Below are 19,430 nucleotides of genomic sequence, written 5' to 3'. Positions count from 1 at the left end.
GCAAAAGAGTTCTTCTAGACTAGACATGAGGGCAAATTGGGCGGGATTTTTAGCAATTTCAGCCTATCGAGTTTGCCCCTTTCTTGTCCCATTCCTTATCCCGAACTCAGGTTAATTTGGTGTTCTGTTGGGTCGATCGAGATTTTTGCTAGACCAAATTGCTCGATCGCCCAAGCATTCGTTGATAGATGCAGACTGATTTGAGCGGCTCGATACTGGCTAGAACTCGATGCCAACGCCGCAGGTAAGAGCAATTGATCGGCTAGATGAAGATCAACGGGCATTCCAGTCTTGTGAAAGTCTAAAAATTCTTGAACTGCGATCGTTGCCACTTCTTCGGCGGGTAATCCAAGTTTTCCAATGGCTCCAAAGCCTGCTCTTGTTTGCGCATATTCGGCAGTCAGAAAAACACCCGCACCCGCACCAACGCCCTTGAGTCGTCGTGCTTTTACCTGTGCTTTTAGTTGGGCTTCCGCTAACAAGTTTTCCGCACGACTCGCTATCCGCTGGGGAATGTGAGACGGGAGTTCGGTCACGATCGCTAATCCTTTAATCTGTTGTAGAGATCCGCGCTCTAGTAATTGAATCGGGTGAAGCGAACCAACACTACCACCATTGCCGCTCACTCGTAATTGGATTTCACCCCCTCCGCGTGGATACCAGCCCCAAGCCAGGATTTCTACCTCTGCCTGAACTCCCATACGCTGCAAGGTGGGCAAATACACTTGCTCGATGTACGAAGCGGGTGGACTGAAGGGGATGAACGTTCCACCTCTCAAGGCCACGGTTGATGTACCTGTTGTGAGTGCTAGGGGAAGTAAAACGGTTTGCAGAATCAGCGTTACGGCTCCAGCAGATCCAGTTCCAAGGGTTTCAGCCACATCAAAGGTATAATTTCCGGCTTGGACCGATTGCGTCGGGATAAATTCTAGTTGAGTGGAGCCAACCCTATCGCCTGTGATTTCTGCCTGGCAGAGCGCTGCTGCTGCCCTGACTGCGGTGAGATGTTGAATCGCGAGTCCGGGTTTTGCCCGTCGTGCCCGAACGCGATCAATGCGAATCGCTTGTCCCGTAATCGCCGCTAAACTGAGGCTTGTTCGCAGGATTTGTCCGCCGCCTTCTCCATAGGAACCATCAATCTGTAGCATGTTAGATATCTAGAATGACTTGTGCTGACCAACCCGTGTCGGTCTTTTTTAGTTCAAATTGATGGAGTGTGACAGCTTTGACATCCACTCGCTGGTGATGGCGATCGCGATCTAACCGTTCGCCTTGCGTTGTTGCAGTGAGATGATAGATTGCTGCTTGTTCTTTGATCTGAATTTGTTGCGCCCTCAGTAAAAGTAGTTCGCTATCCTTGTAGTAAACAAACTCTTGGAGAAAGTTGAATAACAATAAATCGAGCGCGTCATCCTCTAGCTTGAACAGGCGCGTTTCGGTAAGTACGATCGCATCTAAATTTTCAATCATTGTATTGATCACCGCATCCCCAGCCGCTTTGAAGACTTCCTCTAGATCGGCTCCCCAGGCATGGAAGGCAATATCTGCCGTTGCAACTTCCTCTAGAAATTCGTAAGGCATGGGGCTATTCTCCTGACGATCGTTCACAAGCTTGCAGGCGATCGCAAATGTTAGATTGAAGCTGACGCACTTGCTTGCCAATAAAGACCAGTTCTGTTGCGGGAGCATCAAACAACTCTAAATCCCAGCGCCCCGCCACAAAATTGAAGAGATGCGTACCCTCCGGAAGTTGAATGAATCCTTTTGCTCGATAGATCGTTGAGTTCATAGAATCGGCAAAGGTTTCAAAACAAGCGCGATCGTAAACCGATTGGGCGCTGTAACTAAACGATTCAAACTCTAGCTGATGTTGATGGTGTGGAGCAGGTTGTAAGCGTTCTCGACCAATGCCAAACAATAGATCCAAATCAACGTGGCATCGAACAGTGGAAACAATAAATGCCACTTCATTGAATGACTGAAGTTTATGGATGACTGTTTCTAACTCAGTTTCAGTCACCAAATCAACCTTGTTCAACAGAATGAGATCAGCCGATTCAATTTGAATCCGAGAGGTATGCCCAATTTGAGGATATGCCACTAGACCATCAGCATCCATCACAGTGACAACTCCATCGAGCCGCACTTGAGGCAAGCTTTCTTGAATATCAAACACTAATGCATCGGGTTCTGCTACGCCCGTTGTTTCCACAATGATCTGATCCGGATTGACCGTTGCAATAATTTCATCGACTGCCGCTTCAAATTCACCCAAGAGCGAACAACAAACGCAACCGCCACCTAAGTCTGCCATTTCAACGTTTTTGCCTTGAAGGATTTTGGTGTCGATCGCAATCTCCCCAAACTCGTTCATCAAAATTGCCAACTTTCGCGGCATCACACTCAGAATGTGTCGCAACAGGGTAGTTTTGCCGCTGCCCAAAGGTCCCGTAACAACTGTGAGGGGTGTACGTGCTGTCATAGTTCACCCCTTGATATTGCCGATCGGCGTTAACTTCGCGACTCGTTGACTAATGCCTGCCAGTTCTGCTGCTTCGATCACTTCATCGACATCTTTGTAAGCACCGCCTGCTTCTTCTGCTAGCCCTGTGTAGGATGTACTCCGAACATAAATCCCTCGTTGCTGCATTTGTTTCTGTAGTGCATCTCCGCGCCATGTTTTACGGGCTTTGGTGCGGCTCATCGTGCGTCCGCTACCGTGAGCTGTACTGTAAAAGGTTTGATCGCCTGTCGCAACTCCGGTAAGCAAGTATGAGCCAGTTTCCATGCTGCCCCCAATGATCACAGGCTGTCCGGTTTCTTTGTAGCGTTCTGGCAGGTCAGCCATTTCGGGAGCAAACGCGCGAGTGGCTCCTTTGCGGTGAACGAGCAGCGATCGCTCCTTGCCATCCACAATATGTTTTTCTAACTTCGCAGTGTTGTGAGACACATCATACACAAGCTGCATTCCCAAATCTTCTGCCGATTGCCCAAACACTTGCGAAAACACTTCTCGAATGCGATGCAAAATGACTTGGCGATTGGCAAAGGACATATTGATACCGCACTTCATCGCGGCAAAATAGGCTTGTCCTTCGGGAGAGTCAAACGGCGCACAGGCGAGCTCTCGATCGAGAACCTTAATCCCATACTTGCTATCCATCACTTTAAGAAATCGCTGCAAATAATCGGTTGCAACCTGATGTCCAAAGCCTCGGCTACCACAGTGAAACATGATCACCACTTGATCCGGTTTGGTAATCCCCATCTGCTTTGCCAATGCTTTATCAAAAATGTTTTCTCGCTTGGCAACTTGAATTTCAAGATAGTGATTGCCCGATCCTAATGTTCCGATTTGATGAAACCCCCGATCGATAGCTTTCTCACTGATCTTGCTGGCATCGGCTCCCTTGATACACCCTTGTTCTTCCATGAATTCCAGGTCATCTTCCCAACCATACCCATTGTTGATGCACCATTGCGCTCCTTGCTCTACCACCTTGCGAAAGTCGTTGCGCGAGAGTTTGACAAAACCAGTGCTACCGACTCCTGCCGGAACGCGATCGTACAGCTTATCGACGAGTTCCTTCAGATGCGGCTTCACGTCTTTATACGTTAAGTTCGTGGTTACTAACCGCATTCCGCAATTAATGTCAAACCCGATACCGCCCGGAGAAATGACACCCCCTTGCTCAATGTCCATTGCAGCAACGCCCCCGATCGGAAAGCCATAGCCAAAATGACCATCAGGCATACAGAGTGCATATTTGGTGATTCCCGGAAGCGTTGCGACATTCGTAATCTGATCGTAAACGGCATCATCGAGTTCTCGAATCAATTTCTCTGTCCCATAAAGCCGAGCCGGAACTCGCATCCCGTCTTTGTAGGACGTAGGGATTTCCCAGATGACATCAGAGATTTGAGTTAAGACCTCGATCGTAGCCATCGCATCACCTTCCTACGAAGCACAGCTTAATCTTGGCGAGCTATATGACAACATGCTTGTATCGAATGGCGGATCTGATCGAACAGTATTTTTCCTCGATCGAGCTTTGGAGGCTCATGCGTCAGCTTGGGAAGCTCAACGATCGGCTCTGGAAGCTCAAGGGGTGAACCTCGGAAGCTCATGCGTCAGCTTTGAGCGATCGCGGGTTAGCTCTGGAAGCTCGTGCGTCAGCTTTGAGAGGTCAGGGGTGAGCTTTGGGAGGTGAAGGGAGCGCGAACACTTCCAGTGGAGTGAAGCTTGCGTGAGTGGAGTGCGCTGAAATGTCAATGATAAATATTTCTTGAAGAAGTAAGTAAAGTGCGTTAAACCGAGGGATATTATACGGACGTAGATTCTGTATAAAACTTATTTCGGCATGATATACAGAATCTTAGTCTGGATAAAGTCCTTTTTCAGGATGATATACAGATTTCCGTCTAGATAACGTCCTGATTTGGAGTGTTAGACAGATTGTTGTCTGCCTAATCATCCAATTTGGGGTGTTAAACAGAGTTTTCGTCTGGGTAATATGCTGCTCCAGAGTGTTATGTGAATCTTCATCTTCTTAGGATCCCAATTCGGGAGATTAGACAGAGTAAGTCGGGTCGAATCTGTCTAAAAATGAGTTAGTTGGCTTAGGTTCTTGGTTAAGGGCGGTACAAATGGCTGCCTCTTGGGAACATAAAAACAAGTGAGTAAATATGTCACTGTTTAGTCGGCTCCTACATCTCAATACTGGCAGTATTCCACTAGAGGATTTCTTCACAGAACTAGTTGCTTATCTCTTCAGTAAGAACCAAGAAATTCTATATGCTTGGCTCGAAGATCTAAATTTGCTTGACACAAATACTTATCTGGATGTGCATATTTCAACACAGAGGGAGTTTGAACCCCTTGATGGACATCTTTTAGGTGGTCGCCCCGATCTCTTAATCGAGCTGGTAGATAACAGAAGTAGTAGTCTCATCTTTATTGAAAGTAAAATTGCCTCTCAGGAAGGCTACGAACAACTCTCCAGGTATGCAGAGATCTTGCATAAACTTCCAGGCTTCCACAAAAAAATACTTTTGTACATCACTCGTGACTTTGAGCCGAAAGATAAAACAGTTATCTTTAAAAACATTCCTGATTCCATTGTTCACTTTAAGCAGTTACGATGGCATCAATTTCACCGATTTCTTCAATCTTACACAGGCACAATACTTGTCCAAGAAGTTATTGAATTTATGAATGAACATCAAATGGCACACAATAATCAGTTTTCATCTATTGATGTAATTGCGTTAGCAAATTTCACAAAATCACTAAAACTGATGGAGGAAGCAATGTGGGGAGAGGTGAGCCAGCGCTTTGAGAAAGTTTTAGGGGCAATCAAACGACAGAATGCTGCACTCACTCAAATGCAATTGCATGGACGATATTTGATGACTGCTGATATGCCAAGTGGAAAATGGTGGTGTGGTCTAGGTTTTATACTCAAAACATCAAGCCTGACTGATTATCCAACCGTCCGTCTTATGCTCGAAGTAGCTCCTAGCTCTAATCGCCGAATAGAAATTATTGACGCCATGAAGGATATTTATAAACAGTACAATTGGCAAGGATATGGGCTGAATGACGCAAAGGCTTGGTCAGGTATCGCTCGAGAAAAAAGTTTGCAAGATTTTCTTTCTGAGGAAGATCACATAGCAGCAATCAAGCAGTTCTTCCTACAAACACTGGAAGAATTGGAAAAGATTAAGAATGAGTATTCAAATCTCCCTTGGGGAGCCATTCAAGATAGTGGAGACTCCAGTGATGCACTGTCAGCCACCTAACGATCGCGTTGCAGCGGACAGTTGAAAGTTTCTTTGTCTATCGTTTTAGTTCCTTCGCTGCCACTGAACATAATCGTTATGCGGCTCAGTCTATTAGTGGGGGCAGTAGCTTAAGAAATATCTGTTGGTGCTGGTTGTGACTGACGAAGCCTTATGATAGGGCTACTTAATGAAGGTGATTTTAACGATGAACTACCAAAACTTCATCACAATTGAACCTGATAAACGGGGTGGGAAACCCTGTGTGCGTGGTTTAAGAATTACAGTCTATGAAGTGCTGGAGTACTTAGCTTCCGAGATGACTGAAGCAGAAATTCTTGACGATTTTCCCGATCTAACGCGAGAAGACTTAAAAGCCTGTATCGCTTATGCTGCTGACCGTGAGCGTCGGTTGATGATTTCTCCATTCTCTGCATGAGATTACTTTTCGATGAGAACTTGTTGTCAAAGTTGCCGAGCCGTCTGGGCAATCTTTTCCCAAATTCGCTTCACGTTCGAGATGTGGGTATGAAGGCAACAAGCGATCCAATCGTTTGGAATTATGCAAAAGACAACGATTTGATGATTGTCTCAAAAGATGCAGATATGCACGATTTGAGCTTAGTATTTGGCAATCCACCGAAAGTTATTTGGCTTCGCTTGGGAAACTGTTCAACATTGCAAGTTGAGAATTTGCTACGTCAGAACTTTGAAGTGATCAAAATATTTTATGCAGATAAGAATTTATCGCTGCTTGCTTTGTCATAATGCCCCGAACTTTATGAAGGCTGAGTTTGTGGGTTGAAGTAGTTTTCAAGACGCAAACGAATTTTCCAGTATTATGTGAACCCTTGACTCAAGTTGAAAACTAGCCCCATCACTCAGCTTTGCACACTATGAAGACACCTAATCAATGTGAAAATATGGCGGATATTCGAGCCGAAATTGATCGGTTAGATCGTCAAGTTGTTGCTCTACTTGGTCAGCGTTTCGCATACGTCAAGGCTGCCTCTAAATTCAAGACGAGTAAAACTACCGTTAAAGCACCTGAACGCTTTAACGCAATGTTAGGGCAGCGTCGAGTCTGGGCAGAAGAGGAAGGATTAAATGCAGATGCAATTGAAAAAATGTATCGGGATTTAGTTAATCACTTTATTGATGAGGAAATGAAGCACTGGAAGCAATCCAAAATTGAGTAGAAGCGCCCTATAACAATGTGCTTGCACACCGATCGTATCGAGATAGTTGATTGAGTCCGAAAAGTTACTAGCAGCGGGTGAAGCGAACCGTTATTTTCCAGCGATCACACCCCTCTCCAAAAAATAACCTGCTCCTTGCAAATCCCACTCTTCAACACGGAAACGCTAGGAGCATGTTTAGTAGATGCAACAGCGTGCATCGATACCTTGATGAATCAAAACAAACGGCAATGGCACGAGCAACGGCAACAGTGCCCCTCAAACCATTCTGCCCTCCTTTTCCCCTCTGATGCTTCTAGCTCCACGGGTGCTGAACTTCTGAGCCAAAGCGATCGAGATACCATTCTCAACCTGATCACTCAGATCAACGTTCTCCTCCCCTTCTTACGCGACCTCAGCGCAGAAGAACGAAAATCAATGTTAGGCATGGGCAACAAAAACCGCATCTTTGCTGGCAAAGTTCTAGAAGTCATCCAACAGAAATCCGACTTCCTACCCCGCTCCTTTGATACCGAGAAATTTCAACAGGATCTAGCAACCTTCGATCGCTTATTAACAATCCTGATGGCACTCAACCAACTGCGGGATTTAGTCGATGCAACCACGATCGCGATCGACCTGCATGTCTTGAGCAAACAAATCAGAAAACGAATTTCCTTGAAAAAAAGGATGCTGAGAAAACATATTAGATTTTAGACTGGAATGACCGAAGTTTGCTCCTTACGGGTAAAGATAGCAGGTTGCGCTAAATCCTCACTCATACAAGCAACTATAAGCAACCGCCATATCTTGAGAGTTGTGCGCCCACCCGATACGCCCTTGACGATCTATTAAAATACATCCTGCTCCTTCCTCTACACGACTGATCAGCGTGTCGATCGCACTTCACTCCTCCGTGTACGATAATCACAGGTTTCCCAGTCTTCATTTTCTCTCAATCTCACGTTTGTTCGTGATATCTGTTCAGTTAGTTCACCACAATTTACTAGCGTAATGATTGCTTGCAGATGTCATCTTTACCATAGGAGTAACATTCTGTTCTAGATTGAAGCGAACTGATTGTTTCATTGAACAAGCTCTCATTTCTTCGATCGCTTGTTATTTCAAAGTAATCATAAATATGGCATTGGATAGACGGTTGAGCTTACAGCAATTCTTAGCATGAAAGCCTGTTATCAGATACTCGATCAATCCCTGTGCTGGTGAAAATTTCTGACAGTGCGATCAATGCTGACTCTACGAAACAAACTGCAACACTAAAACACTTCAAACCATGAACGACCAATCAATGGCAAACCAAGGCGCAACTCCCAACCAAGCAGCACTAGAAGCGCAACAAACGATCTCAGGACAGACCCATGCTGCAGGTGGAAGTGCATTACTCGATGCAAACGCCCAAGTCGATCCCCAACTCGATGATTCGAGCAACGAACCTGTCGCAAGCAACTTTTCCGGCGATCAGGATACCGATGATCCGACCGAAGCGAAACAATTTACAACAACAGGAAATTATCCAGTCGATCTGACGCAGCTTGATGACGAAGGCAACTTGTCTCTCACAACGGATGCTCCCAGCGCAGAATAACGGTAATTGAAATTATGCCGCGAATCAACTCTAAACTTCTGAAGCAATCAAGTTCAGCCGCAGCAGGGCGATTACGCGCTCGTTCGATACAGCCGAAAGGATCTGGCTCTCCTGGGCTGCATCCGCTCAAATTAGCAGGTAAGCGAGATGGGTTACTTTATGTTCCTACAGCTTATCGAGCAGATTCTTCTAATCCTCTCGTGCTGATGCTACATGGTGCAGGAGGCAATGCGGAAAATGGACTCAGCATCATTCAGCAATGGGCAGAGCAATTGAGCGCGATCGTGTTAGCGATCGACTCACGTGAGCAAACTTGGGATGTGATTCTCAGTCATTATGGTTCTGACATTGCCTTTATTGATCAAGCATTGTCACAGACGTTTTCTTGTTATTCGATTAACCCGAATCAAATCGCGATCGCAGGTTTCTCAGATGGAGCATCCTATGCCCTTTCCGTAGGCGTTACCAATGGGGATTTGTTTACTGATATCCTTGCTTTCTCGCCTGGATTTATAGCACCCGCAACTCAAGTCGGACAACCCCGATGCTTTGTGTCTCACGGCAAAGGCGATACAGTGTTGCCGATTGATCAATGCAGTCGTCGGATTGTGCCACGACTACAACAAGCAGGCTACGACGTGCTTTACCGAGAATTTGACGGTTCGCATACGGTTCCTAGTGCGATCGCTTATGAAGCAATGCAATGGTTCACCACTCAATCAGTCATACCTCATTAATTACAGTTGTTTTGATAATCTCTATTGGAGTAGAACAATGTCCAACCCGCAACCGAACCTAAAAGAAGATGAATCCCTTGGCGTTGAGCAGCTTCCTCAAGACGAATTGAGTGCTTCTCCCGGTGATGAAGAGATTCAAGCTTCTTATCTTGATGTCGAAGCTGCTGGGGTCGCTACAACTTCTGCTGATTCAACCGAGCAGCCGGAGACTGAGAGCCAACCCTCCCAGACTGTCGAGTAAACACAACAGAGGTTAAGGCTTTATTTGAAGCCTTAGCCCACCTTCAAGCTCCTTGACCGATATTTTGCATTAATCCACCATCAACAAACAATGTCGTTCCGTGAATGTATCTCCCATCTTTCGATGCTAGAAATACGGCTGCATGAGCAATCTCTTGGGGTTCCCCTGCTCGTTTCAACGGAATGTGCTGTACCTGTTGCTTCCAAGCTTCAGGGTCATCCAGCGCAGATTGGTTCATCGGAGTCAAAATCATTCCAGGCGCAATGTTATTCACATTGATCGGCTGGTCTGCCAATTCTAAAGCTAGAACCCGTGTGAGATTACGCAACCCACCTTTCGCCGCACAGTAATCTGCGGTTCCAGGATTGGGGATTTCTTCATGCACGCTAGAAATATTGATAATCACACCCCGCTTGTCAACCCCCTTGATCGCACGGATAAACTGTTGACAGCAAAGGAAAGGACCATACAGATTCGTCTTAATCGCATGATCCCAAGCCTCGAACGACATCTCGCTCACTGGAGTGTTTGCAGACGAGGTGGCAGCATTATTCACAAGAACGGTTGGGGTACCTAACTTATCTTTCACGGTTTGAAATAGCTGCTCTACGCTTTCCGGCTTGCTTTGATCGAGTTGCACGAGAATTGCTTTTTGTCCGGCTTCTTCGATCCGTTGCACGGTATGCTCAGCTCCCTGCTGATCTTCAAGATAGGTCACAGCAACATCTGCACCCTCACGGGCAAAGGCGATCGCGGTTGCCTGTCCAATCCCAGAATCAGAACCCGTGACGATCGCAATTTCATTCGCTAACTTTTTCTCAGTCATACTATCCTCCGTGATTGGTTAAAGGGCAGAGGGAAAGGTTTCTGGTACTTCGTCGGTCATCGATTCAACGGTACGATCGATCGGTTCGACCCCACGAGTGTCATCAATGTGAATCATGACATCGAACTGTTGAGGCAGCGACGCATAGAAGTAGTGGCTCTCGCGTTCCGTTTCAGGACGATAAATCACACCGATTGCTCGCTCTAATCGCCGCTCCCGCAATCCTGCAACTGCTAAATTTTCAGCTTGCAGATTAATCCAAAATTGAGGAAGTCCAGTCTCGTGAAAGAGTGCCTCGTAGCTACCGGGTAAACTTGGGCAAACTCGCTTTAACTGCGGAAGTTCATTCCAGTGAGCGGCAGCGGTCACGGTTCCGGTATAAGTGCTGAATCCGATCAAGACAGCATCCTGTCCATATTTTTCGCGCACGAGTTGACCGAGGTTCCACTCTCCAGCTTTGCTCATATCAGTTGCCCGTGCATCTCCTAAATGAGAGTTGTGCGCCCAAACGACGACTTTAGACTCATTTCCTTGGCGATCGAGATATTCAACTAAATTATCCAAGCTATCAGCCATGTGACGATCGCGCACATTCCAGGACGATACCTGCCCCTCAAACATCGAGCGATAGTAGGCTTCGGCATCTTTTACCAAACGAGCGTTTTGTTCTGCATAGAAGAATTCATCCGCTGCAACCTGACCCTCTTGTTGGGTATAGCCCAATTGTTGTTGTAACTCCGTTAACTGATTCACGACTTTTTCTTGACAAGATTCACCGAAGCCAAAGGTGACCGCGTAACCATAGTCTTTAGCATCTTCAGCAAAGTGGTCTAAGCAAGCATAGCGATCGCGTGCCCGTTTTGCCGCTTCTGGGTCAACGCGATCAAGGTAATCCAGCACGGCTGCGATCGAGCGATACAGACTGTACAAATCTAAGCCATAGAAGCCAACCTTGGATTGGCTTAGAGTGAGGGCATCGTTATGCTGACGCAACCAGCCGACGAAAGCGACGACATCAACATTGCGCCACATCCAAGTTGGAAATTGTTGAAGCCCTCGTAATGCGGCTTCAGGAGTCGGATCGAGATTCACTCCCCGTACATAGCGGTTCACTCGATAAGCATCTGGAAAGTCCGCTTCAACGGCAACAGCAGTGAAGCCTTTGTCTTGAATCAATCGTTTCGTGATTTCTGCTCGCTGTTGATAGAACTCATGAGTTCCATGCGTTGCTTCACCTATCAACACCAAACGTGCATCCCCAATTAGATCCATCAGAGAATCATAATCTGAGGTTGTGCCTGTTAGTGGACAAGCCGCTTGACTTACAGCATCGACGAGGTTTGTATCTGTAGCATTTGGCATCGTTCCTCCAGCTACTTATATTTTGAAAAGAATTGATAGTTATCGATCGCGCTCACCTGTCACACCAACCAGCCTAGAGACTGAAGCTCATCTTTTCCTCCAACTCTTGAGGTATCCCTACTTGCAGAGTTCTTGAACCTTTAGAGGGAGATCATGTAATGCTCGCAGGTAATGAAAGCGAATCAAACTCTGGTAACACCTCGCCGAGCGCACGTCACCTGCGACACGTTGAGTAACGAATTGTGAGTGCTGTAGCAAATTCAGAAACAGCAATCGTCCTTCAGCATTCGACTAGCTAAGTTAGACCTGTCCTTAACACTCTCAATTGTTATGAATTCTCGTTTGTTGCATCAGATGACGACGATCGCGCTGGCTGGATTCATGCTCAGTACCAGTGCTGGGCTTTCCATTCAAGCTGGATTTGCGGCTCCTCGGCTGTTCGAGGTTGCCCTCACGCCAAAGCTTGCTGCCTTGCCGGAATCCGTCGAACAGAAGGTTCGCCAAGCTGCCGCTCAACAGTTTGGCGTTCAGCCGAGTGCGGTCAATCTTGTGAGCTTCAATCAGCAGACTTGGATGGATAGCTGTCTCGGCTTAGGAGGTGCGGCTGAAATCTGCGCCCAAGCACTGGTCGAAGGCTGGCGAGTCGAAGTCTCAGATGGACAGAACAACTTAACCTACCGCACAGACAGTAATGCCAACACCATTCGCTTAGAGCCACGATCGAGTGAGGTAACTTTACCCATTGAAGTCAGCCAACGCTTGTTGAACAAGGTTTCGCGACAAGTTCGAGTCCCCGTCGATCGCTTGAAGATTGCAGCAGTCCGATCGACGACCTGGGATGGTTGTCTTGGCATCTTCAAACCTCGGCAAGCTTGTACTAGGATCGCGATACCTGGGTGGCAAGCGATCGTAACTAATGGCGAACGGAGTTGGATCTATCACCTCGATCAGTCTGGAACTCGCATCGTTCAGAATTCAACCGCAAGTGGTAGCCGAGGCGAATTAGTGCCTTCGTTTATTCCAGAAGAAAACAAACTGCTGATCGAGGACACTGTGGTATTTCAATCGATCGTTTCGGGGGATCTTGCAGGTACAGTGACGCGGCTGAGCTTGACTAAAGAGGGCGTGATTACGAAATACGTCAGCGCTCCGAACATTCGGACTCGTCCGGTGATTGTGAAACGGCTGTCTCAACCGGAAGTTGAACGATTTGAGCAATTGCTCCAAACACAACGATTTCCCAATTTGCACAATCTGCGCTATCTCAGTAGTGCCGCTTTCGCAGACTATCCGACCACGACTCTGCAAGGAATGGGAATGACAACGCAGTACATTGATTTAGAAACAAAGAATCTTCCAAGATCCCTCCAGTCTATTGTTCAAACCTGGGACAAACTGTCAAAGTAGAGCGAACATTTGCCAAAGGCGGTGCGGATAATTTGTCCGGTGGTATTAGTTGACAACCATTTGCGCTTTCAGCGTGTGTTTTCGCTTTTTGCCACTGTGGTAAGCTCTTTGGTTTTTTTCGGGCGTTCGATCTGGCTCTCGGTCACATCTACGACCCACACTTGCCAAGCGTATGCGTCCTGATGCAATTGTTTTTGCCCGGTAAGCGGAACTTACCTGATGCCAACAGCAGCGTTTCCACCCGTTGAATCAACCGACACACCGCTGACGCACTCAAGCCCCAACTAACCTGAGTTCGAGTTAACCACAATTCATGCCGTTGTCCTCGGTGGCATCGGGGGTCGGGGATCGTTTTTAATGGTTCTATGAGGGTCATCGAACTCAGGTGTTTTTAGAACTCTGTATCATCTTCGTCGTCGATCGCGTCTTCTAGTTCTGGAATCTCGTCTGGGGTGCCGATCGCTTCAATCTCAGCCTCGTCTGCATCAACCACAGACCCATTGAATGCTTCCGCTAATGTTCTTGCCGCACGAGCAACTTCATCGTCTTCCCAATCTGAGCGTTTGTAAGAGGGCTGGGGAGGTTCTTCGGAAGTAGATTCGGAGTGGGGTTCGGGGTTGGTCGTAACAGGTGGAGTGGGATTGGAGAATGGAGGCAGAGCGGGTTCTGAAGGTTCGGTGGGTGAAGGTGCAGGAGGGGGCGTTGGGGATGTTACAGCAGTCGTCGGTGCGACCACCAAGCTGAACTTGATTTCTTTTCCAAAAGTTTTGGTGAGCGCGGCAGCAATGTTTTTCGATCGTCCTTGTGCCAATCCTAAGAGTTTTTGAGCTACACCAATTTGAGCCACTTCTCCATCAAACGAAAGTAAGCTTCCCTGTTGTTTTAACAGGGCTTGCGTTCCCAAAGGTTGTAAATTACTGATGATCGTTTGCCAGAGTTGCTCCAGATCCGTTAGATCACTGTCTGGTGACTCTTGTATCGGTTTTGGTATTGGCTCCGGAGTCGTTGCCGGAACAGGAGGCTTAATCGGTTCTGGAATCGGTGGGGCAATCGTTTGGACAGGTTTTGCGATCGGTTGAGCAGCAATCGGTTGAGCAACAATCGGTTGAGCAGCAATCGGTTGAGCAGCAATCGGTTGAGTCGATTCGGTTGTGACTGCAGAAGGCAATAGTCCCATTAATGTTACTTCTAGCCAGAGACGAGGCTGAGTAGAGTTTTTTAATTGCAGTTCGCTTTCCTTGAGGCGTTGTTGTCCAGCGAGGATTGTTCCGATCGAGACTCCTTTTGCAAACTCGCAAAGCTGCACCCAAGTTGGAGACGTAAGCGCAACTAAATCTCCGCGATCGGGAGCCGTTTTTGCAATCAATAAATCACGATAGAAGCTGGCTAAATTTTGCAGCACAATTAAAGGCTCCCGTCCGCGATCCATCAAGCGGCGAGTGGTATCAAGAACGGTTTCTGGCTGGTTTTGAGCGATCGCTTCAACTAGCGCCATTAGATCGCGCTCTGGAACTGCACCCACTAAATCCCAAACGCGTTCAACGGTAATATCACCGGATAAAAGGCTCAGTTGATCAAGCAAGCTTTCGGCATCGCGTAAGCCACCTTGAGAGATTTGAGCAATTAGATAGAGGGCATCCTCTGCGATCGCAATTCCTTCTTTCTCGGCGATCATCGTGAGGTGTTGGGTCATATCGTCGATCGGAATCCGCCGAAAATCGAACCGTTGACAGCGAGAGATAATGGTCGGTAAAACTCTTTGCGGATCAGTGGTCGCTAAAATGAAAACAACTTGTTCCGGGGGTTCTTCTAAAGTTTTCAATAAAGCATTGAACGAAGCATTACTTAACATATGAACTTCGTCGATCACATAAGTCTTATATCTGCATTGCACAGGAGCAAATTGAGCGCGTTCGATAAGCTCACGAATATTATCAACTCCGGTATTACTTGCAGCGTCAATCTCAATGACATCTAGGGCATTACCTTTAGTAATCTCCTGACAGGTCTGACAAACGCCACAAGGCTTGTCAGTTGGTGCATTCGTCGAAATACAATTGAGTGATTTTGCAAAGATTCGGGCGCTAGAAGTTTTACCGGTTCCGCGTGCACCCGTGAAGAGATAGGCAGGCGCAATCCGGTTTTGCTTCAGCGCATTTGACAGGGTGGTCGCGATCGCGTCTTGACCCACAAGCTGCGAGAACGTTTGGGGACGGTATTTGTGATGAAGGGGAACGTAGGTCACAGGGCGATATTCGCAAATCGACTGATTGATCCTACCTTGCGATCGCGATCTTTGAGTTTATTCTGCTTTCGGAGCAGGTTTCGCCGCTCCGAAAAAGGCTTTGTACACTTCATGCGCGATCGGTACTGCGGCTGTCGCTCCATAACCGCCGTTTTCAACCACAACCGCGATCGCAATCTGAGGATTGCTGACTGGCCCATACCCCACGTAGAGCGAATTGTCCTCCTGTCCTTGAACCTCTGCCGTTCCCGTTTTACCGGCGGTGAGCGGAATCGAGCCGTCGCCAAGACTGCGTGCCGTTCCTTCTTGCACAACGGCTGTGAGTCCTTCTTGCAGAACTTTTAGAGCAGATGGCTCAAACCCCAGCGACTCGGGCTGCATATTCGGTTGGTAAGTTTGACTTGCGAGTAAATGAGGCTTGATGCGCTTACCTCCATTCGCCACGGTTGAAACCATGACTGACATTTCTAGCGGAGTCATCTGTACCATTCCTTGCCCGATCGAGGTACTGACTGTATCTCCGACATACCACGGCTCTTTGAATAATTTCTCCTTCTGTTTGGGTGTGGGAATGATGCCATGACTGCCACCATCTAAGCCCATGGTAGAAGTCGTGCCAACGCCGAATTTTTGACCCCACTCAGAAATCGCTTCAGGGCCGATCGCCATGCCAAGCTGATAGAAAAACGTATTACTACTGACTGCTAACGCATCCCGAAACCCGATCGTCCCGTAGCTAGCATCACCATGTTCGTGAAAGAGAGTTCCGCCAATGTTTATGGCGCTGTAAGTTGGCAACATTGAAGTTGCAGAAAATTGACCGGACTTCATCGCTGCCATTGCAGTCACAATTTTGAAGGTGCTACCTGGTGGATAGCCTTGCAAAGCGCGGTTGAGAAAAGGATGGTCTTGGCTTTGCAGTGCATCCCAGGTCTTCTGGCTGATTTTGCGAGTAAAAATATTCGGATCAAAGGTCGGCCCGCTTGCCATGACGAGAACCGCACCCGTTTTCACATCGAGCGCTACAACTGCGCCGCGTCGTCCGGCTAATGCTTTCTCAGCCGCTTGTTGCAGTTTGACATCGAGCGTTAACTGTAGCGGCGCTCCTGCAACGGGCGGCTGCACACCGAGCATCTTTAACTCTTTGCCTGCCGCATCCACCTCAATCAGCCGTCTGCCCCAGGTGCCGCGCAATGTCGCATCTTGAATCCGCTCAATGCCCATCTGTCCGACCAGCATTCCGTTGGGAAATTGGGGATTTGCTTTAAGATCTTCTTGCGTTGCTTCACCGATGTAGCCTAAAACATGAGCACCAAGGCTTCCATAAGGATACTGGCGGGTTGATTCTGCTTGAACTTCTAAGCCGCGAATTTGCCCGACTTCGTGCAGCGCGATAAATTTCTTCTCATCAAGTCCCCGCAGAATTCGCACTGGGGACACCGATCGATACTTCACTTCTTCGAGCTTTTTGATAATGTCTTCTTTCGGGATTTCTAATAACTCGCTAATGCGCTGAGCCGATACCTGCCATTGTTCTTTGGTTTGCTCACGCGGATAGAGATACACGGCTCGCGACAAGCGATTCACGACGATCGGTTTGCCTTTGCGATCGATCAAATTTCCGCGATCAGCCACGATGGAAAGCGATCGGACGCGGTTTTGTTCAGCAAGCTGGCGGTTGTTTTTTCCTTCAACCAGTTGCAGATAGGCGAGGCGAAATCCACAAACGCTCATCACGCCACTGGCAAGTAGGAATAGAATCACCGCCCGGAAGGAGCGCTGCGATCGTGCTTTGCTGACCCAGGAATTCGTCGATGAATAGAAGGTGTTCGCCATACGTTGCGCTAAGGGTGAGAACAAGGTCAAAGAAATGACATCGGACTTACTGTAACAGATCCAGTAAGAGAAGAGGATTCTGGTGGAATTATTTGAAGCCCCTGTGAAATCTGATGTGAAATCTGATGAATAATGGTGAGTCAGACCTTATTCACACTCAATTCATACTCAATCGACATGGCAACCGTTAACGACAATTATTTGAAGCTGAAAGCAGGTTACTTATTCCCCGAAATTGCTCGGCGGGTGAATGCTTTCGCGCAGGCAAATCCTGATGCTCCGATTATTCGTTTGGGAATTGGGGATGTGACCGAACCGCTACCAGAAGCGTGTCGTCAGGCGATGATCAAAGCGGTTGAGGACATGGGCGATCGTAGTCTCTTTAAGGGTTATGGGCCTGAACAGGGTTACGAGTGGCTCAGGGAAAAGATTGCGAAACATGATTTTCAGGCGCGAGGCTGTGAGATTGATGCCTCTGAGATTTTTGTGTCGGATGGCTCGAAATGTGACACAGGCAATATTTTGGAAATCTTTGGGCACGACAATACGATCGCGGTGACTGATCCGGTGTATCCGGTGTATGTCGATACGAATGTGATGGCAGGCAATACCGGGGAAGCCAACGATCGGGGCGAATATGCGGGATTAGTTTATCTACCAATTTCTGCGGAAAACAACTTCACGGCTGAGATTCCCTCGCAGAAAGTTGATTTGGTTTATCTCTGTTTCCCGAACAATCCTACAGGTGCAGTTGCAACTAAAGAGTATTTGAAGGCTTGGGTGGATTACGCGAAGGCAAACGGCACGATCATCTTCTTCGATGCAGCGTATGAAGCGTATGTCACCGATGAAAGCTTGCCGCGATCGATCTATGAGATTGAAGGGGCGCGGAATTGTGCGATCGAGTTTCGATCGTTCTCTAAAAATGCTGGCTTCACCGGGACGCGCTGTGCGCTGACGGTTGTGCCGAAGACGCTAACGGCAAAAGCTGCTGATGGTTCAGATGTGGAATTGTGGAAGCTGTGGAATCGTCGCCAATCGACTAAATTTAACGGCGTGTCTTACATTGTTCAGCGAGGCGCGGAAGCGGTTTATTCCGAGGAAGGACAGGCACAGATCAAGACATTGGTGAATTTCTATTTGGAAAATGCCAAGATCATTCGCGAAGAACTGACCAAAGCGGGTCTTTCTGTTTATGGCGGTGTGAATGCACCTTATGTCTGGGTGAAAACGCCGAATGGCTTATCGAGTTGGGATTTCTTCGATAAGTTGCTGAATGTCTGCAATGTGGTGGGTACGCCTGGATCGGGATTTGGTGCAGCAGGGGAAGGATATTTCCGCATTTCTGCGTTTAATAGCCGGGAAAATGTCGTTGAAGCAATGAAGCGGATTACGGCAAAGTTCTAAGTAGACATGAATCTTGGCTTCGGTTTGAGCGACTGATTGCCCCCTAAATCCCCCATTCTGAGGGACTTTGAGAAGATTAATAGGTCTGCAATGAGTGGGCTCTTTGCGACTCTTACGCAATTTTGGTGAAGTAGGGCACTTGAACAATCTGATATGCAGTAGATGTGTCAACGCAATCAGCGAACACTGCGTGAAGCGAAGCTACCGCACCTTCGTTTCACCAAAATTGCGTAAGAGTTTGGTTGATTGAGAGACGCGACACCAACGGTCGTGCTCTGAAGCGAAACGATCGTCTTCCAAACTCCAAGATTCGCGTTTCAAGGGCAAACGATCGTGCTCTGAAGCGAAACGATCGTCTTCCAAACAGCAACGATCGTCCTCTGAACGCAAACAATCGTTCTCTGAAGCGAAACGATCGTCTTCCAAACAGCAACGATCGTCCTCTGAACGCAAACAATCGTTCTCTAAACTCAAACGATCGCCCTTCAAACACCAAGTTTCTCGTTTCAATCATGATCGTTGCTGTTTGAAGGCGAAATTCAGAAAGAATGATATTTCCGACACGACAAAATCGCCGCATTTTTCATCGTGCAAACCTTTTTCGGTGATTCTCGGTTTCGTGGCGTTTACTTTCTCCTCGCGACTTTCTTATCGATCGATGCCGCCCAAGCCTTGCGCGAAACCTTAATCTAACCTGAGTTCGGGATAAGGAATGGGACAAGAAAGGGGCAAACTCGATAGGCTGAAATTGCTAAAAATCCCGCCCAATTTGCCCTCATGTCTAGTCTAGAAGAACTCTTTTGC

The 19,430-nt window shown here is 47.5% G+C and carries 21 protein-coding genes; 11 read left to right on the top strand and 10 right to left on the bottom strand.

Features of this window, described 5'->3' with window-relative positions; all coding sequences use genetic code 11:
• Positions 1–95: 95 nt before the first annotated feature.
• From rtcA to NC980_RS24800, 4 genes are read right to left on the bottom strand one after another with little or no spacing between them, the layout of a single operon-like run.
• Positions 96–1,148: an RNA 3'-terminal phosphate cyclase gene (rtcA, locus tag NC980_RS24815; protein WP_190377077.1), complete on the bottom strand. Its 1,053-nt coding sequence runs from the start codon at positions 1,146–1,148 to the stop codon at positions 96–98.
• Position 1,149: 1 nt separating this feature from the next.
• Complete coding sequence (locus tag NC980_RS24810) at positions 1,150–1,581, bottom strand: archease (RefSeq protein ID WP_190377076.1); 432 nt, start codon at positions 1,579–1,581, stop codon at positions 1,150–1,152.
• A gap of 4 nt (positions 1,582–1,585) precedes the next feature.
• Complete coding sequence (locus tag NC980_RS24805; RefSeq protein WP_190377075.1) at positions 1,586–2,482, bottom strand: GTP-binding protein; 897 nt, start codon at positions 2,480–2,482, stop codon at positions 1,586–1,588.
• A 3-nt stretch (positions 2,483–2,485) separates the two neighbouring features.
• The gene (locus NC980_RS24800) at positions 2,486–3,946 is read right to left on the bottom strand and encodes an RtcB family protein (RefSeq protein WP_190377074.1); all 1,461 of its coding nucleotides are present in this window, start codon (positions 3,944–3,946) and stop codon (positions 2,486–2,488) included.
• A gap of 44 nt (positions 3,947–3,990) precedes the next feature.
• On the opposite strand from NC980_RS24800, the gene NC980_RS24795 reads away from it, so the two are divergent.
• The 9 genes from NC980_RS24795 to NC980_RS24755 all read left to right on the top strand — a co-directional run bounded on the left by NC980_RS24795 (position 3,991) and on the right by NC980_RS24755 (position 9,543).
• Positions 3,991–4,113 carry a hypothetical protein gene (locus tag NC980_RS24795; RefSeq protein ID WP_277881393.1) on the top strand — a complete coding sequence of 41 codons (123 nt, stop codon included), beginning with the start codon at positions 3,991–3,993 and terminating at the stop codon, positions 4,111–4,113.
• 573 nt (positions 4,114–4,686) lie between these two features.
• The gene (locus NC980_RS24790) at positions 4,687–5,802 is read left to right on the top strand and encodes a PD-(D/E)XK nuclease family protein (RefSeq protein WP_190377073.1); all 1,116 of its coding nucleotides are present in this window, start codon (positions 4,687–4,689) and stop codon (positions 5,800–5,802) included.
• Between the two features lie 187 nt (positions 5,803–5,989).
• The gene (locus NC980_RS24785) at positions 5,990–6,220 is read left to right on the top strand and encodes a DUF433 domain-containing protein (RefSeq protein ID WP_190377078.1); all 231 of its coding nucleotides are present in this window, start codon (positions 5,990–5,992) and stop codon (positions 6,218–6,220) included.
• Entirely contained in the window at positions 6,217–6,549 is a 333-nt protein-coding gene (locus NC980_RS24780; RefSeq protein ID WP_190377072.1) for a DUF5615 family PIN-like protein, read from the top strand. Before NC980_RS24785 ends, NC980_RS24780 begins: the two co-directional genes overlap by 4 nt.
• A 128-nt stretch (positions 6,550–6,677) precedes the next feature.
• Positions 6,678–6,980 (top strand): isochorismate lyase, encoded by a 303-nt coding sequence (locus NC980_RS24775; RefSeq protein WP_190377071.1) that lies wholly within the window; start codon positions 6,678–6,680, stop codon positions 6,978–6,980.
• 210 nt (positions 6,981–7,190) lie between these two features.
• On the top strand, positions 7,191–7,676 hold the full coding sequence (locus tag NC980_RS24770) for a hypothetical protein (protein ID WP_190377070.1): 486 nt from the start codon (positions 7,191–7,193) through the stop codon (positions 7,674–7,676).
• 577 nt (positions 7,677–8,253) lie between these two features.
• Positions 8,254–8,565, top strand: coding sequence for a hypothetical protein (locus NC980_RS24765; protein ID WP_190377069.1), 312 nt, complete (start codon positions 8,254–8,256; stop codon positions 8,563–8,565).
• A gap of 14 nt (positions 8,566–8,579) precedes the next feature.
• Complete coding sequence (locus NC980_RS24760; protein ID WP_190377068.1) at positions 8,580–9,302, top strand: phospholipase; 723 nt, start codon at positions 8,580–8,582, stop codon at positions 9,300–9,302.
• A 37-nt stretch (positions 9,303–9,339) separates the two neighbouring features.
• Complete coding sequence (locus NC980_RS24755) at positions 9,340–9,543, top strand: hypothetical protein (RefSeq protein ID WP_190377067.1); 204 nt, start codon at positions 9,340–9,342, stop codon at positions 9,541–9,543.
• A gap of 43 nt (positions 9,544–9,586) precedes the next feature.
• Here the strand turns inward: NC980_RS24755 and NC980_RS24750 are convergent, their stop codons facing one another.
• Together NC980_RS24750 and NC980_RS24745 are read right to left on the bottom strand one after the other, a co-directional pair.
• A complete protein-coding gene (locus tag NC980_RS24750; protein ID WP_190377066.1) occupies positions 9,587–10,369 on the bottom strand; it encodes a glucose 1-dehydrogenase in 783 nt (260 codons plus the stop codon).
• Between the two features lie 18 nt (positions 10,370–10,387).
• Complete coding sequence (locus NC980_RS24745; RefSeq protein ID WP_190377065.1) at positions 10,388–11,731, bottom strand: erythromycin esterase family protein; 1,344 nt, start codon at positions 11,729–11,731, stop codon at positions 10,388–10,390.
• Between the two features lie 330 nt (positions 11,732–12,061).
• On the opposite strand from NC980_RS24745, the gene NC980_RS24740 reads away from it, so the two are divergent.
• Positions 12,062–13,138, top strand: a complete 1,077-nt coding sequence (locus NC980_RS24740; protein WP_190377064.1) for a hypothetical protein — start codon at positions 12,062–12,064, stop codon at positions 13,136–13,138.
• Between the two features lie 148 nt (positions 13,139–13,286).
• Here NC980_RS24740 and NC980_RS24735 read toward each other — a convergent pair whose 3' ends face one another.
• Genes NC980_RS24735 through mrdA form a run of 3 tightly spaced genes read right to left on the bottom strand, consistent with a single transcriptional unit; the run spans position 13,287 to position 17,219 of the window.
• Complete coding sequence (locus NC980_RS24735; RefSeq protein ID WP_190377079.1) at positions 13,287–13,514, bottom strand: hypothetical protein; 228 nt, start codon at positions 13,512–13,514, stop codon at positions 13,287–13,289.
• A gap of 15 nt (positions 13,515–13,529) precedes the next feature.
• Positions 13,530–15,383, bottom strand: a complete 1,854-nt coding sequence (locus tag NC980_RS24730; protein WP_190377063.1) for a DNA polymerase III subunit gamma/tau — start codon at positions 15,381–15,383, stop codon at positions 13,530–13,532.
• Positions 15,384–15,440: 57 nt separating this feature from the next.
• The gene (mrdA, locus tag NC980_RS24725) at positions 15,441–17,219 is read right to left on the bottom strand and encodes a penicillin-binding protein 2 (protein ID WP_190377062.1); all 1,779 of its coding nucleotides are present in this window, start codon (positions 17,217–17,219) and stop codon (positions 15,441–15,443) included.
• Positions 17,220–17,396: 177 nt separating this feature from the next.
• Here mrdA and NC980_RS24720 point away from each other — a divergent pair, with 177 nt between their 5' ends.
• Positions 17,397–18,626 carry an LL-diaminopimelate aminotransferase gene (locus NC980_RS24720; protein ID WP_190377061.1) on the top strand — a complete coding sequence of 410 codons (1,230 nt, stop codon included), beginning with the start codon at positions 17,397–17,399 and terminating at the stop codon, positions 18,624–18,626.
• Between the two features lie 217 nt (positions 18,627–18,843).
• Here the strand turns inward: NC980_RS24720 and NC980_RS24715 are convergent, their stop codons facing one another.
• Entirely contained in the window at positions 18,844–19,140 is a 297-nt protein-coding gene (locus tag NC980_RS24715; protein WP_190377060.1) for a hypothetical protein, read from the bottom strand.
• Between the last annotated feature and the right edge of the window lie 290 nt (positions 19,141–19,430).

Source organism: Leptolyngbya sp. AS-A5, from assembly GCF_039962495.1.
Classification (GTDB): domain Bacteria; phylum Cyanobacteriota; class Cyanobacteriia; order Leptolyngbyales; family Leptolyngbyaceae; genus Leptolyngbya.
The sequence above is the reverse complement of the archived record's forward strand: the minus strand, read 5'-3'. Positions and strand labels throughout refer to the sequence as shown.